This window comes from Micromonospora sp. PTRAS2, assembly GCF_054052245.1.
Genome location: NZ_JBSWBU010000002.1, coordinates 616,288 through 632,647 on the forward strand (window position 1 = coordinate 616,288; position 16,360 = coordinate 632,647).

General features: G+C 75.9%; 3 protein-coding genes. All 3 read right to left on the reverse strand.

Annotated features, from left to right (window positions below):
* Nucleotides 1–4: 4 nt before the first annotated feature.
* From ACVMYR_RS08700 to ACVMYR_RS08710, 3 genes are read right to left on the reverse strand one after another with little or no spacing between them, the layout of a single operon-like run.
* Nucleotides 5–7,828 carry an amino acid adenylation domain-containing protein gene (locus ACVMYR_RS08700; protein ID WP_457121514.1) on the reverse strand — a complete coding sequence of 2,608 codons (7,824 nt, stop codon included), beginning with the start codon at nt 7,826–7,828 and terminating at the stop codon, nt 5–7.
* Entirely contained in the window at nt 7,825–15,888 is an 8,064-nt protein-coding gene (locus tag ACVMYR_RS08705; protein ID WP_457121515.1) for an amino acid adenylation domain-containing protein, read from the reverse strand. Before ACVMYR_RS08705 ends, ACVMYR_RS08700 begins: the two co-directional genes overlap by 4 nt.
* Entirely contained in the window at nt 15,881–16,111 is a 231-nt protein-coding gene (locus ACVMYR_RS08710; RefSeq protein ID WP_176734036.1) for an MbtH family protein, read from the reverse strand. Before ACVMYR_RS08710 ends, ACVMYR_RS08705 begins: the two co-directional genes overlap by 8 nt.
* Nucleotides 16,112–16,360: the final 249 nt, after the last annotated feature.

Here is a 16,360-nt window from a genome sequence, read left to right on the forward strand (position 1 = left end):
GTCGTCAACCTTCGTTCGCAGGGGTGGGTTCGGGCAGGTGCGCGGCCAGTCGGCCGGGGGTGGGGTGCAGCATCAGTTCCAGGACCTCCAGGTCGACGCCGAGCGCCTCGACGCCGTGCACCAGCCGCATCGCCGTGAGCGAGTCCCCGCCGAGGTCGAAGAAGTCGTCGTCGACCCCGGCGGGCACGCCGAGCACCTCGCCGAACAGCGCGCACAACCGGGCCTCCCAGGCGGTGACCGCCCCGGCGTGGGCCCCGGCTGCGGTGTCCGCTTCGGCGGCCGGCGGCAGCGGCGCGGGCAGGGCGGCGCGGTCGAGCTTGCCGTTCGGCGCGAGCGGCAGCGCGGCGAGTTCGACGAGCGCCGCCGGCACCAGGTACGCCGGCAGGCTCGCCGCCAGCTCGGCGCGCAGCCGGGCCGGGTCGAACGGGGTCCCCGGCTGCGGCACCACGTAGCCGACGACGCGGCGGATGCCCGGCACGTCCTCCCGGACCGTCGTCGCCGCGGCGGCCACGCCCGCGCAGCGGGCCAGCGCGGCGTCGATCTCGCCCAGCTCGACGCGGAAGCCCCGCACCTTCACCTGCTGGTCGTCGCGCCCGTGGAACACCACCTGGCCGGCGGCGTCCCAGGCCGCCCGGTCGCCGGTGCGGTACATCCGCTCCCCCGGGCCGCCGAACGGGTCGGCCAGGAACCGCCCGGCGGTCAGGGCGGGCCGGCCCAGGTAGCCCCGGGCCAGGCCGACGCCTGACAGGTAGAGGTCGCCCACCACGCCCGGCGGTACGGGGCGCAGGCAGCCGTCGAGCACGTGCACCCGGGTGTTCCAGATGGGCCGGCCGATCGGCACGTACGCCGGGCGCGCGCCGGCCGGCACGGGCCAGTACGTGACGTCCACGGACGCCTCGGTGGGCCCGTACAGGTTGTGCAGCTCCGCGCCGCAGGTGGCGTGGAAGCGGTGCGCCAGGTCGGGGTCGAGGGCCTCGCCGCTGCAGATCACCCGGCGCAGGCCGGCGCAGTGCGCGGCGACCGGCTCGGCCAGGAACGCGGCGAGCACCGACGGCACGAAGTGGGCGGTGGTGACCCCGTGCCGGGCGATCAGCCGGGCCAGCCGGGTCGGGTCGCGCTGCTCCTCGGCGTCGGCGACGGCGACCGCCGCGCCGGTGGACAGCGGCCAGAACATCTCCCACACGGACACGTCGAAGCTGAGGCTGGTCTTGTGCAGGACCCGGTCGGCGGCGCTCAGCCCGTACTCCTGTTGCATCCAGCGCAGCCGGTTGACGATGCCGGCGTGCGGGACGACCACCCCCTTGGGCCGCCCGGTCGAGCCGGACGTGTAGATGACGTAGGCGGGGTGCTGAGGGCGCAGCGGGGCGCGCCGGTCCCGGTCGGTGGGTGCGGTGGCGGGTTGCCGGTCGAGCAGGTCCACCACGGCCGGGTCGTCGACGGCGACGCAGCGGTCGGCGGGGCAGCCGTCGGCGACCAGCTGTCCGGCGGTGTCCCGGGTCGCGACGACGCAGACGGCCGCGCTGTCACGGACCATGAGCGCCCGCCGCGCGGCCGGGTAGTCCGGGTCCACCGGCAGGTACGCCGCGCCCGCCTTCACGGCGGCGAGGATCGCCACGAGGCTGGCCGGGGAGCGGGGCAGCCCGACGGCCACCACCCGCTCCGGGCCGGCCCCGCGCGCGATCAGCAGGTGGGCCAGCCGGTTGGCGGCGGCGTCGAGGCCGGCGTAGCTCAGCTCCTCGTCGCCGCAGCGGACGGCGACCGCGTCGGGGGTGCGCCGCGCCTGCGCCTCGACCAGCCCGGCGAGGGTGAGCGGCGGGGCCGGGTCGGCCGGGTCGTCGGCGGCCTCGACCGGGTGGGCGGTGTCGTTGGCGTCCGCGAGCAGGCGCAGTTCCGCGCCGGTGAGCGGGGCGAGCCGGGCCACCGGGGTGGCCGGGTCGGCGACGACCGCCCGCAGCAGCGCCGCCAGCCGCTCCAGCACCGCCGCCGCCGTCGCCGCGTCGACCAGGTCGGGCTGGTGGCTGACGCGGACCCGCATCCGGGCGCCGGGCAGCACGACGACGGCCAGCGGGTAGTGGGTGGCGTCGCGGCCCGCCACGGCGGTGATCCGGGCCTCGCCCACGGCCGGCGCGCCGTCGAGCGCGACGGGGTAGTTCTCGAAGACGTACAGGGTGTCGAAGAGGGTGCCCTGGGTGCCGGCGAGCCGCTGCACCGCGCCCAGCCCGAGGTGCTGGTGCGGCACGAGGGCCGACTGTTCGCCGTGCAGCCGGGTCAGCAGGTCGCCGAACGTCTCCCCCGGGCCGGTGCGCACCCGCACCGGCAGCGTGTTGAGGAACAGCCCGACCATCTGCTCGACGCCGGGCAGGTCCGGCGGGCGTCCCGCCACCGGCGTGCCGAACACGACGTCGGTGCGGCCGGTGAGGTAGCCGAGCAGCACGCCCCAGGCCCCCTGGAGCACGGTGTTGACGGTCACGCCGCGCGCCCGGGCCAGGGCGGTCAGCGCCGCCGTCAGCTCCTCGTCCAGCTCCAGGTCGACGTCGCGCGGCAGCACCGTGGGGTGCGCCGCGCCCGGCCCGGCCAGCAGGGTCGGCTCGGCCAGCCCGCCCAGCGCCGCCCGCCACGCCGCCTCGGCGGCGGACCGGTCCTGCCGGGCCACCCACGCCAGATAGCTGCGGAACGGCGCGGGCGGCGGCGGGGCGGCGGCCCCCCGGTGGTGCTCGTAGCCGGCGATGAGGTCGCGCACCACCAGCGACAGCGACCAGCCGTCGAGGAGGATGTGGTGGTGGGTGAAGTCGAGGCGGTGCCGCCCGGCGTCGAGCCGGACCAGGCTGAACCGCAGCAGCGGCGGCCGGGCCGGGTCGAACCGCCGCCGCCGTTCGGCGTCGGCGATCCGGGCGGCCTCGGCGTCGCGTTCCGCGTCGGGCAGCGCCGACAGGTCGGTCTCCTGCCACGGCAGCTCCACGCCGTCGCCGATGACCTGCACCGGTGGGCCGGCGAGCCGCTGCCGGAACGCCGCCCCGAGGTGCGGGTGCCGGGTGAGCAGGCCCTGGGCGGCGCGGCGCAGCGCCTGCGCGTCGAGCGGGCCGGTCAGCTCCAGGGTGAGCTGGGCGGTGTAGACGTCCGCGCCGGCCTCGGCGTACGTGGCGTGGTAGAGGATGCCCTCCTGCAGCGGCGCGAGCGGCAGCAGGTCCGTCAGGCGCGGGTACTCGGCCCCGATGGCGTCGAGTTCGGCCTGCCCGACGTCGACCAGGTCGAAGTCCGACGGGATCCGGCCCGCCGCCGGTGCCGCCGCGCTGTCGGCCAGCACCTGTAGCGCGCGCAGCCACGCGTCGGCCAGCTCGCGGACCCGGTGCTCCGGCACGGCGTCGCCGGCCCAGGTCCAGGTGGCCCGCAGGTGGGGCCCGTCGGCGGTGTCCACGGTCACGGCGTTCAGCGACACGGCGTGCGGCAGCGGCATGTCCGCGTCGACGTCGCCGCCGAGGGCGTCCTGCGCGATGGGCGTCCAGTCGGCCTCCGCCGCGCCGCCGCCGAGCCGGCCGAGATAGTTGAAGCCGAGCTGTGGGCGGCCCAGCCCGGCGAGTTCGGGGCCGGTGGCCGGGTTGAGGTGGCGCAGCAGCCCGTACCCGATGCCGTTGTCGGGCACGGCCCGCAGCCGCTGTTTGACCTCCCTGACGACGGTGCCGACGCCCGCCCCGGCCGCCCACACGTCCGCCCAGTCCACGCCGGCCGGGTCCACCCGCAGCGGGAACAGGCTGGTGAACCAGCCGACGGTGCGGGAAAGGTCGACGTGTTCGGTCAGCGGCTGCCGGCCGTGGCTCTCGACGTCGACGAGCAGCCCGCCGGGCCGGGCGGACGCGACCGCGATGGTCAGCGCGGCCAGCAGCACCTCGTCGACCCCGGCGTGGAACGCGTCGGGGACGCGGCGCAGCAGCGCCGCCGACAGCTCCGCCGGCACGGTCTGGGCCAGGCTGCGGGCGGTGCGGGCGGTGTCCCGGGCCGGGTCGGCCGGGCGGGTGCCGACGGGCGGCGGGGGTGTCGCGAGCGCCCCGCGCCACAGGTCCAGCTCGGCGGCGCGCGCCGGCCGGGTCGCCTCCTCGGCGAGCAGCGCCGACCACCGCCGGTACGAGGTGGTGACCGGGGCCAGCTCGGGCCGGGTGCCCGCCGACGCGGCGGCCCACGCGGCGGCCAGGTCGGGCAGCAGGATCCCCCAGGAGGTGGCGTCGACGGCGAGGTGGTGGGCGGCCAGCAGCAGCCGGCCCCGGGCCTGCGGGCCGGCGTCGAGCCAGACGGCCTGGAGCATGACCCGCGCGGCCGGCGCGAGCCGGGCCTGCGCCGCGCGGGCGTGCGCGGCCACGACCGCCCGCAGGGCCGGCTCCGGATCGGCCGGGTCGACGGGCACCCGGGTCAGCACCGAGGCGGCCGGCACGCTGCCCGGCGCGGCCACGTCGAGCCGCCACGGGCCGTCGGGGCAGGACGGCCGGTCCAGCCGCATCCGCAGCGTGTCGTGCCGGTCGAGGACCGCCTGCACGGCGGCGCGCAGGTCGGCCTCGGTGAGCCCGGCCGGCACGCGCACCACCATCGACTGGTAGTAGCCGTCCACCGGCCCGCCGGCCGCCCGCAGCCACTCCATGATCGGCGTCGGGTCCAGCTCGCCGACCCCGTCGTCGGCGCGGGCGACGGCGGCGTCGCGGGTGCGGTCGGCGGCGACGTCGGCGGCGAGGTCGGCGGCGGCGGCCAGCCGCGCGACGGTCGGGTGGGCGACGACGTCCCGGGGCCGGATGGCCAGCCCCGCGCTCTGCGCCCGGCTCACGAGCTGGATCGAGGAGATGCTGTCGCCGCCGAGGCCGAAGAAGCTGTCCCGCACGCCGACGGTGGGCACCCCGAGGACCTCGGCGAACAGGTCGCACAGCAGCTTCTCGGTGGCGGTGCCGGGCAGGTCGTCGCCGGGCGCGGGCTCCTGGCCGGGCGCGGGCAGGGCCAGCCGGTCGACCTTCCCGTTGGGGGTCAGCGGCAGGGCGGCGAGCCGCACGAAGATGTTCGGCACCATGAACTCGGGCAGGTGGGCGGCGACGAAGGCGCGCACGGCCGCCGGGTCGGGGGCGGGTCCGCCCGCCGCCCCGACCAGGTACGCGACCAGCTGCCGGCCGCCCGTGCCGACCTCGCGGACGACCACCGCCGCCTGGGCGACGGCGTCGTGGCGGGTCAGCACCGCCTCCACCTCGCCGGGCTCGATCCGGTGCCCCCGCACCTTCACCTGGTCGTCGACCCGGCCGACGAACTCCAGTTCCCCGTCGGGACGCCAGCGCACCAGGTCGCCGGTGCGGTACATCCGCTCGCCCGGCCCCGAGTACGGGTCGGCGACGAACCGGGTCGCGGTCAGCCCCGGCCGGCGCAGGTAGCCGCGGGCCAGCGCCCGCCCCGACACGTACAGCTCGCCGGCCACCCCGGCGGGGACGAGCCGGAGGCTGTCGTCGAGGACGTACACCTGGCAGTTGCGCACCGGGCGGCCGATGGGCACGGCGGCCCCCGCCCCGACCCGGTCGGCGCGCAGGTCGGCGCTGATGGTGGCGCACACCGTCGTCTCCGTCGGGCCGTACGCGTTGACCATGCGGCGGCCCGGCGCCCAGCGGGTCACCAGCTCGGCGGGCAGCGCCTCGCCGGCCAGCACCAGGGAGCGCAGGGTCGGCAGCGGCTGCACGGCGAGCTGGGTGAGCACCGCCGGGGGCAGCGTCGCGTGGGTGACCCCGTGCGCCCGGACGCACTCGGCGAGCGGCTCGCCGACGAGTAGCCGCTCGGTCGGCACGACCAGCGCCGCGCCGCAGGTCAGCGCCATGCACAGCTCCCAGAAGGAGGCGTCGAAGCTGGGCGAGGCGAACTGGAGGACCCGGGCCCGCCCGTCGACGCCGAGGTGGGCGGCCTGGGTGGCGGCGAGGCTGCTGACGCCCCGGTGGGTGACGACGACGCCCTTGGGGCGGCCGGTGGACCCGGACGTGAAGATCACGTACGCGGGGTGCGTCGGCAGCAGGGGGACGCGGCGGTCCCGGTCGGTCGGGTCGCGGTCGGGGCGGCCGGCCAGTTCCGCCGCCAGCGCCGGGTCGTGCAGGTCGAGGCGGGGCAGGCCGGCGGCCTCGGCGGCGGCGCGGGCCACCGGCGCGGCGTCCGCCCCGGCGAACACCACGCAGGCCGGCTCGGCGTCGGCGAGCATCTGCTCGACGCGGGGGCGCGGGTATTCCGGGTCGACCGGCAGGTAGCCGCCGCCGGCCTTGGTGACGGCGAGGATCGCGGTGACGAGGTCGATGCCGCGCGGCAGGGCGAGCGCGACGAGCCGCTCCGGGCCGATGCCCCGGGCGACGAGCGCGTGGGCGAGCCGGTTCGCGGCGGCGTTCAGTTCGGCGTACGTCAGCCTGCGCGCGCCGCAGCGCACGGCGACCGCGTCGGGGGTGCGGGCGGCCCACGCCTCCACCAGGGCCGGCAGCGTCGCCACGGGCACCGGGTCGGGGTTGCGGGACTGGGTCGACAGCCGGTGCCGCTCCTCGACACCGAGCAGGTCGAGCCGCCCGGTGCGGGTCGCCGTCGCGGCGGGCAGGTCCGTCAGCAGCCGGGTGAACCGGCGCAGCAGGCCCCGGGCGAAGGCCGCCGGGAACAGGTCCGGCCGGTACGACAGCCGCAGCCGCAGCCGGGTGCCGGCCGCCGCGTTGAGGCTCAGCGGGTAGTGGGCGGCGTCGTCCGCGCCCGCCTCGACGCGCAGGGGCCCGCAGCGCAGCTCCCCGGACTCGGGGAAGTTCTCGAACGCGACGCAGGTGTCGAACAGCTCGCCCGTCCCGGCGACCTTCTGCACGTCGGCGAGGCCCAGGTGGTGGTGTTCGATGAGGTGCGCCTGCTCGTGCTGGATCCGCGTCAGCAGCGCCGACAGCGGTTCGTCGCGGCGCAGCCGCACGCGCACCGGCACGACGTTCATCAGCAGGCCGACCATGCTCTCCGCGCCGGCCAGCTCGGGGGTCCGCCCGGACACGGCCGCGCCGAACGTCACGTCGGAGCGCCCGGTGAGCTGGCCGACGAGCAGCGCCCACGCGGCCTGGACGACGGTGTTGACGGTGAGGTCGTGCCGGCGGGCGAACGCGACGAGGTCCGCCGTGTCCTGCGGCCCGAGTTCGCCGGGCAGGCTGCCCGGCCAGACGGGGGCGCGGGTGGGGTCGGCGGGGGCGACGAGGGTCGGCCCGTCCAGGTCGGCCAGCGCCGCCCGCCAGGCCGCCTCGGCGCGCGGCCGGTCCTGCGCGGCGAGCCAGGCGAGGAAGTCCCGGTACGGCACCGGTGGCGGCAGCGCCGCGCCGTCGCCCCCGTGCTCGTAGAGGGCGCACAGCTCGCGGATCAGCAGGGACGTGGACCAGCCGTCGAGCAGGATGTGGTGGTACGTGACGACGAGCCGGTGCCGGTGGCCGTCGACGCGGATCAGCCGGAACACGATCAGCGGGGCCCGGCGCAGGTCGAAGCGGCGGCCCTGGTCGGCCTCGGTGTGCCGGGCGAGGGCGGCGTCGGGGTCCTCCCCCGGCTCGACGGTCACCTCCGTCCACGACAGGCCCGCCCCCGTGGTGATCACCTGCACGGGCGCGCCGGAGCGGCGTTCCCGGAAGCTGGCCCGCAGGTTGGGGTGCCGGCGCAGCAGCCCTTCCGCCGCGGCGCGCAGGGCGGCGGCGTCCAGGGGACCGTGCAGGTCGAGGATGAGCTGCGCGGTCTGCACCTCCGGGCCGGCGCTGCGCTGCCAGGAGTGGAACATCATCCCGGCCTGCAACGGCGCCAGCGGCAGGATGTCCTCGATGTTCGACGTCGTCATGACACCGCTCCCTGTTCCGCCGCGAGTTCCTGCTCAAGGTCGTCGATCTCGTCCTGGGTCAGCGAGACCAGCGGCAGGTCCGCCGGCGTGTGACCGCCGGCGGACGGTGTCGCCGAGCTGGCCACGACGGCCTCCAGGGCGGCGTGCCAGTCGTCGGCCAGGTCGGCCACGTCGGTCTCGGCCAGCAGCCCCGCCGGCCACGACCAGGTGGTACGCAACTGCGGCCCGGCCGGGCCGTCGACGGTGACGGCACCGATCTCCAGGGCGTGCGGCACGGGGTCGCCCGGGTCGGCCCCGCCCCGCAGCACGAGGCCCTCCTCCGCCGGTCCCCAGTCGTCCGGCTCGGCGGCGGGGAACCGGCCGAGATAGTTGAAGGCCACCTGCGGGGCCGGCATCCGGGCGAGCGCGGGGCCGGTCCGGGGGTCGAGGTAGCGCAGCACGCCGTACCCGCCGGCCGGGGGCAGGGCGTTGAGCTGCTCCTTGACGCGCTTGACGGCGGCGCTGACGGTCGGGCCGCCGGTGCGCGCCTGCGCCCCGTCGACGGGGCCCGGGTCGAGCCGGACGGGGTGGATGCGGGTGAACCAGCCGACCGTGCGGGACAGGTCGGCGTCGGGGACGAGCCCGTCGCGGCCGTGCCCCTCCAGGGCGACCAGCACCCCGTCGGAGCCGCCCCGGCCCCGCCGGGCCAGCCAGGGCGGCAGCGCCAGCGCCAGCGCGCTGAGCAGGATCTCGTCCACCCCCGTCCGGTACGCGGCCGGCGCGGTGGTCAGCGCGGCGGAGGTGCAGGCCGGCGACGCGGTGCGGGTGACGCTGCGCAGCCGCCCGTGGACGTCGACGCGGCGGTCGAGGGGCCGGTCGCCCAGGGGTGGGTCGGGCCGGTCCAGCAGCCGCGTCCAGGCGGCCAGCTCGTCGGCGCGGGTCGCCTCGTCGTCGCGGTCTGGCACGTCGTCGCGGTCTGGCACGTCGTCGCGGGTCGGCTCCCCGGCCAGCGCCGCGACCTGCCGCGCCCAGCTGCGCAGCGTGGTGCCCGCCGGCTCCAGCTCCGGCCGCCGCCCCGCGTCGAGCGCGGCGCAGGCCGCGCGCAGGTCGGCCAGCAGGATCCGCCACGACACCCCGTCGACGGCGAAGTGGTGCACGACCAGCAGCAGCCGGTTCCCGACGTGCGGGCCGGCGGCGAACCACACGGCCTGCACGAGTACGCCGTCGGCGGGGCGCAGCCGCTCGCGGGCGGCCCGCGCCTGCGCGGCGATGAGCGCCGGCCGGTCGGCCGCGTCGGCGTCGGCGAGGTCGACGACGCGCAGGCAGTCGTCGGCGCGTACCGCCCCGGCGGGCGGGATCTCCAGCTCCCACGGCCCGTCGCCCGGCCCGGTGCGGGCCCGCATCCGCAGCGCGGGATGGTGGTCGAGCAGCGCCTGCACGGCCTCGCGGACCCGCTCGACGGTCTGCCCGGCGGGCACCCGCACCAGCATCGACTGGCTGAACGCGTCCAGCGGGCCGCCGAGTTCCTCCCGCGCCCAGGCCATGATCGGCGTCAGCGGCACGGTGCCGGTGCCGTCGTCGGCGGGGCCGGCGTCGACGCCGTCCACGGTGGTCGCCACGGCGGCCAGGGCGCGCACGGTGCGCTGCTGGTAGACGTCCTTCGGCTTGAGCTGCAGGCCGGCGCGCCGGGCCCGGCTGACGAGCTGGATGGACATGATGCTGTCGCCGCCGAGGCCGAAGAAGCTGCCGTCGATGCCCAGCTCGGGCACGCCGAGCAGCTCGGCGAACAGCTCGCACAGGATGCGTTCGGCCGGGGTGCGGGGGGCCGGTCCGGTGAGCGACCCGTCGAGTTCGGGCTCGGGCAGCGCCGCCCGGTCGACCTTCCCGGTCGGGGTCAGCGGCAGCGCGTCGAGCACCACGAGCCGCGCCGGCAGCAGGTACTCGGGAAGCTGGTGGCGCAGCCACTCGCGGACCTGCGCCGCCGTGAGGGTGGCGGAGCCGGCGGGGGTGACGTAGCCGACGAGCCCGGCGCGTCCCGCCTCGTCGGGGCGGGTCACCACGACGGCCGCGCCGACGTCCGGGTGCCGGGCGATCGTCGCCTCGACCTCGCCGGGTTCGACCCGGAAGCCCCGGATGTTGACCATGTTGTCGACGCGTCCGGCGTACTCCAGGTCGCCGTCGGGGCGCAGCCGCACCCGGTCGCCGGTGCGGTACAGCCGGCCGCCGGGCGGGCGGGCGTACGGGTCGGCGACGAACCGCTCCGCCGTGAGTCCGGGCCGCCCCACGTACCCGCGCGCCAGCCGCGCGCCGCCGACGTAGAGTTCGCCGACCGCGCCCAGCGGCACGGGCACGAGCCTCGGGTCGAGGACGTGGGCGGTCAGGCCGGCCACCTCGCGGCCGATCCGGCTGAGGCCGTCGCCGACGTCGTCGGGCCCGAGGGTGCGCGCGGTGACGTGCACGGTGGTCTCGGTGATCCCGTACATGTTGACCAGTCGCGGGCGGTCCCAGCCGTGCCGGGCGGCCCACCGGCGCACCGAGGCGTGCTCCAGGGCCTCGCCGCCGAAGACCACCCAGCGCAGCGCGTGGGGCCGGTCGGACCGGGAGTCCACGTCCTCGAACTGGGCGAACGAGGAGGGGGTCTGGTTGAGCACGGTGACCCCGGCGTCGGTGACCAGGCGGTGGAAGTCCTCGGGGTTGCGGGAGACCCAGTAGGGCACCACGACGACCCGGCCGCCGGTGCTCAGCGCGCCCCAGATCTCCCACACGGAGAAGTCGAACGACGAGCTGTGGAACATGGACCAGACGTCGTCGGGGCCGGCGGTCAGGAACTCCTCGCCCCAGTGCAGCAGCCGGGCGACGGCCGAGTGCGGGACGACGACGCCCTTGGGGCGGCCGGTCGACCCCGACGTGTAGATCACATACGCCGCACTGTCCGCAGTCACCTTTACCGGCGGCGGGACCTCGCCGACCGGCCCCACAACCTCCCCGTCAACCTCCACCACCCGCCACGGACCCGACGGCAACCGGCTTGCCGCACCCGCAGCCCCCAACACCACCGACACACCCGAATCCACCAACATCCACGACAACCGCTCCGCCGGATAATCAACATCCAACGGCACATACGCCCCACCAGCCTTCAACACCCCCAAACACCACACCACCAACTCCACCGACCGCCCACCACACACCCCCACCAACGAACCCCCACCAACCCCCAACCCCCGCAACAACCCCGCCACCACATCCGACCGCGCACCCAACTCCCCATACGTCAACACCACCTCCCCACACACCACCGCCACCGCACCCGGCGACCCCTCCACCCACCGACCCACCAACTCGTGCACCAGCAGCGCGCGGTCGGCGGGCTCCGGGGGCGGCGCGGCCGCCGCCGACCAGGAGGCGAGCAGGGACCGCTCCGCAGCGCCGGCCAGCGGCTCGCGCAGGTACCGGCGGTCCGGCGCGGTCACCATGTCCCACAGGGCGGCCACGAACCAGTCGCGCAGCAGCCGGACCTGCTCGGCCCGGACGGCGTCGGTGTGGAAGTCCATGGCCAGCAGCACCCGGTCGGAGACCGGGTCGCGGACGACCCCGATGTTGAGCGGGAAGTTCGTCGGCTCGGCGCGGACGGTGGAGAAGCTGCCGATCTTGCCGTCGAGAATCTCGGTGCCCCGGCCGGAGAGCATCTCGGCCATCACGTGGAAGTGGTTGTAGACGAAGTTGACGTTGACCGGCTGGTCCATGCCGAGCCGGCGCTGCATCTCGGCCATGGGGAAGCGGCGGTGCGGCAGCATGTCGCGCTCGGCCGCGAAGACCGCGGCGATCAGGTCCGTCCACCTGCCGTCGGGCAGCGTCAGCCGGAACGGCAGCGTGTTGAGGAACAGCCCCCGCACGTCGTCGCCGCCGGCCTCCTCCGGCCGGCCGTTGGCGGTCACGCCGACCAGCACGTCCGTCGCGCCGGTGGCGTAGCCGACCGTACGCAGGCAGGCCGCGACGAAGAGGGCCTTCAGCGGGGTGCCGCACCGGTTGGCCAGGTCCCCCAGCGCCGCGCAGAGCTCGGGGCTGAGCACGGTCTCCACCGAGCCGTAGCGCTGGCGGGCGTCGGTGGCATACCACCACTCGCCCAGGAAGCGCTGCTCGCCGGGCAGCTCCGGGACGGGCCCGTCGGGCCAGCGCAGCAGCCGGGTGTCCGGCGGTTCGGCCAGCCGCTCGCGCCAGAACCGTTCGGTCTCGGTCGAGGTGAGGGCGGCGCGTTCCAGCTCGACGAAGTCGCGGTACTGCGCGGTCAGCGGCGGGTCCGCCGGCTCGACGCCGTCGCGCAGGCCCTGGTAGACCCGCATGATCTCGCTGAGCGTGGAGTGCAGGCTCCAGCCGTCGAACACGGCGTGGTGCTCGGTGAGCGTCCACTGGAACACGTCGTCGGAGCGGCGGTGCACGTGCATCCGCAGCAGCGGCGGGCGGTCGTGGTCGAACGGGGTGACCCGCTGGTGCTCCAGGTAGGCCCGGACGATCTCGTCCTGCGCCGCCTCGTCGAGGTCGCGCAGGTCGTCGCAGCCGACCGGCAGGACCGCCTCGGCGTGCACGAGCTGCAGCGGTTCGCTGTAGTCGGTGAGCGACAGCGCCGTACGCAGGATCGGGTGCCGGCGCACGACGTGCGCGACCGCCCGGGAGAAGGCGTCGGCCTCGAACGGCGCGCGCACCTTCATGCTGTCGACGTTGTGGTACGGCAGCCGCTCCGGGTCGCGGGTCATCTCGTAGACCATGCCGACCTGCAACGCCGTCATCGGGTACGCGTCGACGAGCCCGCCCGGCAGGTGGGCCCGGTCGGCGGCGTCGACCAGCTCGAACGGGCGGCGCGTCGGCGCGTCGGGGACGTCGACGACCGTGCAGGCGGCGGCGAGTTCGGCGATCGTGGGGCGGTGGAACAGCTCCTGCAGCTCGAAGGAGATGCCGCTGGCGCGGGCCGCGCCGAGCACCCGGATGCTGCGGATCGAGTCGCCGCCGAGGTGGAAGAAGTTGTCGTGCCGGCCCACCTGGACGGGGCCGAGCGCGTCGACCCAGATCTCGGCGAGCCGCCGCTCCACCGGGCCCTGCGGCGGGACGTAGTCGCCGCTGCCGGCGGGGCGGGCCTCCTCGACGGGGTCGGGCAGCCGCCGGTGGTCGGTCTTGCCGCTCGGCGTCAGCGGGATCGCCGCCAGCTCCACGAAGCGCGCCGGCACCATGTAGTCGGGCAGCCGGTCGGCCAGCCACTGCCGCAGCTCGGCGACCGGCACCGTCGAGCCGGCCTCCGGCACCACGTACGCGATGAGCTGCGGGGCCCCCGCGTCGTCGGGCCGGATGGTGACGGCAGTGCCGGTGACGCCGGGGAACTGGTGGGCGACGGCCTCGATCTCGGTCAGCTCCACCCGGAAGCCCCGGATCTTGATCTGGCTGTCGGCGCGGCCGGCGTACTCCAGGGTCCCGTCGGGACGCCACCGGGCCAGGTCGCCGCTGCGGTAGAGGCGGGCGCCCGGCTCGTCGCCGACCGGGTCCGCCACGAAGCGTCCGGCGGTCAGTCCGGGCTGGCCGAGGTAGCCCCGGGCGACCCCGGGCCCGCCGACGTACATCTCGCCGATGACGCCGACCGGGCAGGGCCGCAGGTGCCCGTCGAGGACGTGGATCGCCAGGTCCGCCAGCGGGCGGCCGATCTGGGTGAGGGCGCGGGTCAGGTCGTCCGGCCCGACCTCGCGGAACGTGTTGTGCACGGTGGTCTCGGTGATCCCGTACATGTTGACCAGTCGCGGACGGTCCCAGCCGTGCCGGGCGGCCCACCGGCGCACCGACCCGTGGTCCAGGGCCTCACCGGCGAAGACGACGTAGCGCAGCGCCAGCGGCTCCGGGTGCGACTGCAGGTGCGGGTCGGCGAGGCGGGCGTCGGCGGCCTCGAACTGGACGAACGCGGACGGGGTCTGGCTGAACACGGTCACGCCCGCGTCCCGCACGAGCGCGTACAGGTCGTCGGGGCTGCGGGAGACCCAGTAGGGCACCACGACCAGCCGACCGCCGGTGCCCAGCGCGCCCCACGTCTCCCAGACGCAGACGTCGAACGACGAGCTGTGGAACATGGACCAGACGTCGTCGGGGCCGAAGCTGAAGTCGCGGGCGGCCGAGGCGAACAGCCGGACCGCGTTGCGGTGGGTCACGGTGACGCCCTTGGGGCGGCCGGTCGACCCCGACGTGTAGATCACATACGCCGCACTGTCGGCCGTCGTCGGCACCGGCGGCGGGACCGCGTCGACCGGCCCCACAACCTCCCCGTCGACCTCCACCACCCGCCACGGACCCGACGGCAACCGGCTTGCCGCACCCGAGGCCCCCAACACCACCGACACACCCGAATCCGCCAACATCCACGACAACCGCTCCGCCGGATAATCAACATCCAACGGCACATACGCCCCACCAGCCTTCAACACCCCCAAACACCACACCACCAACTCCACCGACCGCCCACCACACACCCCCACCAACGAACCCCCACCAACCCCCAACCCCCGCAACAACCCCGCCACCACATCCGACCGCGCACCCAACTCCCCATACGTCAACACCACCTCCCCACACACCACCGCCACCGCACCCGGCGACCCCTCCACCCACCGACCCACCAACTCGTGCACCAGCAGGTCGGCGTCGTCACCCGCCGCCGACGTCTGGGTCGCCGACCAGGACCGGATCAGCGACCGCTCGGCGGCGTCCATCGCCGCGAGGTGTCCGATCGCCAGCCGGGGTTGGTCGAGAGCGCTCGACAGCAGGTGCGACCAGTGCCGGAAGAAGTGCTCGACCGAGTCGCGGCCGAACAGGTCCGTGCAGTACTCGATCTCGATGTCGAAGCGGTCGCCGACGTCGTAGACGGTGAACGTGAGGTCCAGCTTCGCCGTGTCGGTGGGCACGAACTCGCGGGTGAGGAACGACCCGCCGGCCCCCGCCCCGGCTCCGCCCGCGGCGCCGGCCCCGGCCGCCGGCCCGGTCTCGTGGAACGCGAACAGCACCTGCACGAGCGGGCCGTGGCTGGGCACCCGCTGCGGCACGAGGCGGTTGACGAGCCGGTCGAACGGCACGTCGAGGTGCTCCAGGGCGTCCAGCACCGACTCCTTGGTGCGCGCCACGACGGCCTCGAACGTCGGCTCGCCGCCCAGGTCGGTGCGGGCCACCATCGTGCCGGCGAACAGGCCGACCACGTCGAGGAACCGGCTGTCGCCCCGGCCGGCGACCGGCGAGCCGACGACGAGGTCGGTCTGCCCGGTCTGCCGGTGCAGGAATACGTGGAAGGCCGCCAGCAGCACCACGTACGGCGTGACGCCGCTGCCCGCCGCCAGGGCCCGCACCCGGTCGCGGACGCCGGGCTCCACGGTGAACCGCAGGGTCTCGCCCCGGTAGGTGAAGTCGCGGGGCCGGGGCCGGTCGCGGCCGAGTTCGAGCAGTTCCGGCGCGCCCCGCAACTGCTCGACGCGCCGGTCGAGGTCCCGCTGCGCCCGCAGCCCGGCCAGCCATTCCTGCTGCCGGGCACAGTGCTCGACGTACGCGGCCCGGGGCGGGGGCGGGACGGGGGCGCCGCCCAGGCCGGCGGCGAGGTCGCGTTCGACGATCTCCAGCGAGAGGCCGTCGACGGCGATGTGGTGGAACGTGAGGTGGAGCAGCCGCACGTGGTCGTCGACGGCGAACACCGCCGCGCGGACCAGGGGCCCGGCGCTCAGGTCGAACGGTCGGCGGGACACCTCCCGCACCACCTCGGCGCACCGGGCGTCGCGCTCGGCGGCCGGGCAGTCGGTGAGGTCGTGCACCTCCAGGGGCAGTTCGCGGGCCGGCAGCAGGCGCTGCACCGGCTCGCCGTCGACCTCCGCGAAGGCCGTGAACAACGCGTCGTGCCGGGCCAGCAGGCGGCCGACGGTGGCGACGACCTCCGGCAGCGGCACGGCGTCCCGCAGCCGCCACGACACCGGCACGTGGTAGGCGGCGCTGGCCGGCGTCAGCCGGTCGATGAACCACAGCCGCTGCTGCTCGCTGCTCAGCGGCCAGTGCCGGTCGTCCTCACCCATGGAACGCGGCCTGCTCGGCCTGGTCCATGGCGAGGGCGAGGCTCTTCGGCCGCATGTCCTGCCAGTTCTCCTCGACGAAGCGCAGCGCGTCGTCGCGGCCGCCCGGCCCCCATGCCACGGTCCAGCCCGCCGGCACCTCGGCGAATTCCGGCCACAACGAGTGCTGCGACTCGGCGTTCACCAGCACCAGGAAAGTGCCGTCCGCATCGTCGAATGGATTCATGATCCGCCTCCGGTCCACATCGATGCCGCAGGGAGTCCACATAGCCCCCGGAAGCGGCCGGGGAGAATCCTGCCGGGCGATAGCGGCGGCGGCCAGAAATTGCCACTTCACCAAGTGGCAGTTGGTGTAAACGGTTTCGGCGAGAGCACACGGGCAGGCCGGCAGCCCACGGGAAGGCCGAGGTCGAGCGGGCAGGCCGGAATCGCCGACGACGGAATTCGCTGGAGGGGAAGCGGGGGGATGAAAGGC

Bases quoted from the DNA above. Each gene is read 5' to 3' on its own strand.
- ACVMYR_RS08700 (WP_457121514.1), bottom strand. From the start codon at position 7,828: ATGACGACGTCGAACATCGAGGACATCCTGCCGCTGGCGCCGTTGCAG.
- ACVMYR_RS08705 (WP_457121515.1), bottom strand. From the start codon at position 15,888: ATGGGTGAGGACGACCGGCACTGGCCGCTGAGCAGCGAGCAGCAGCGG.
- ACVMYR_RS08710 (WP_176734036.1), bottom strand. From the start codon at position 16,111: ATGAATCCATTCGACGATGCGGACGGCACTTTCCTGGTGCTGGTGAAC.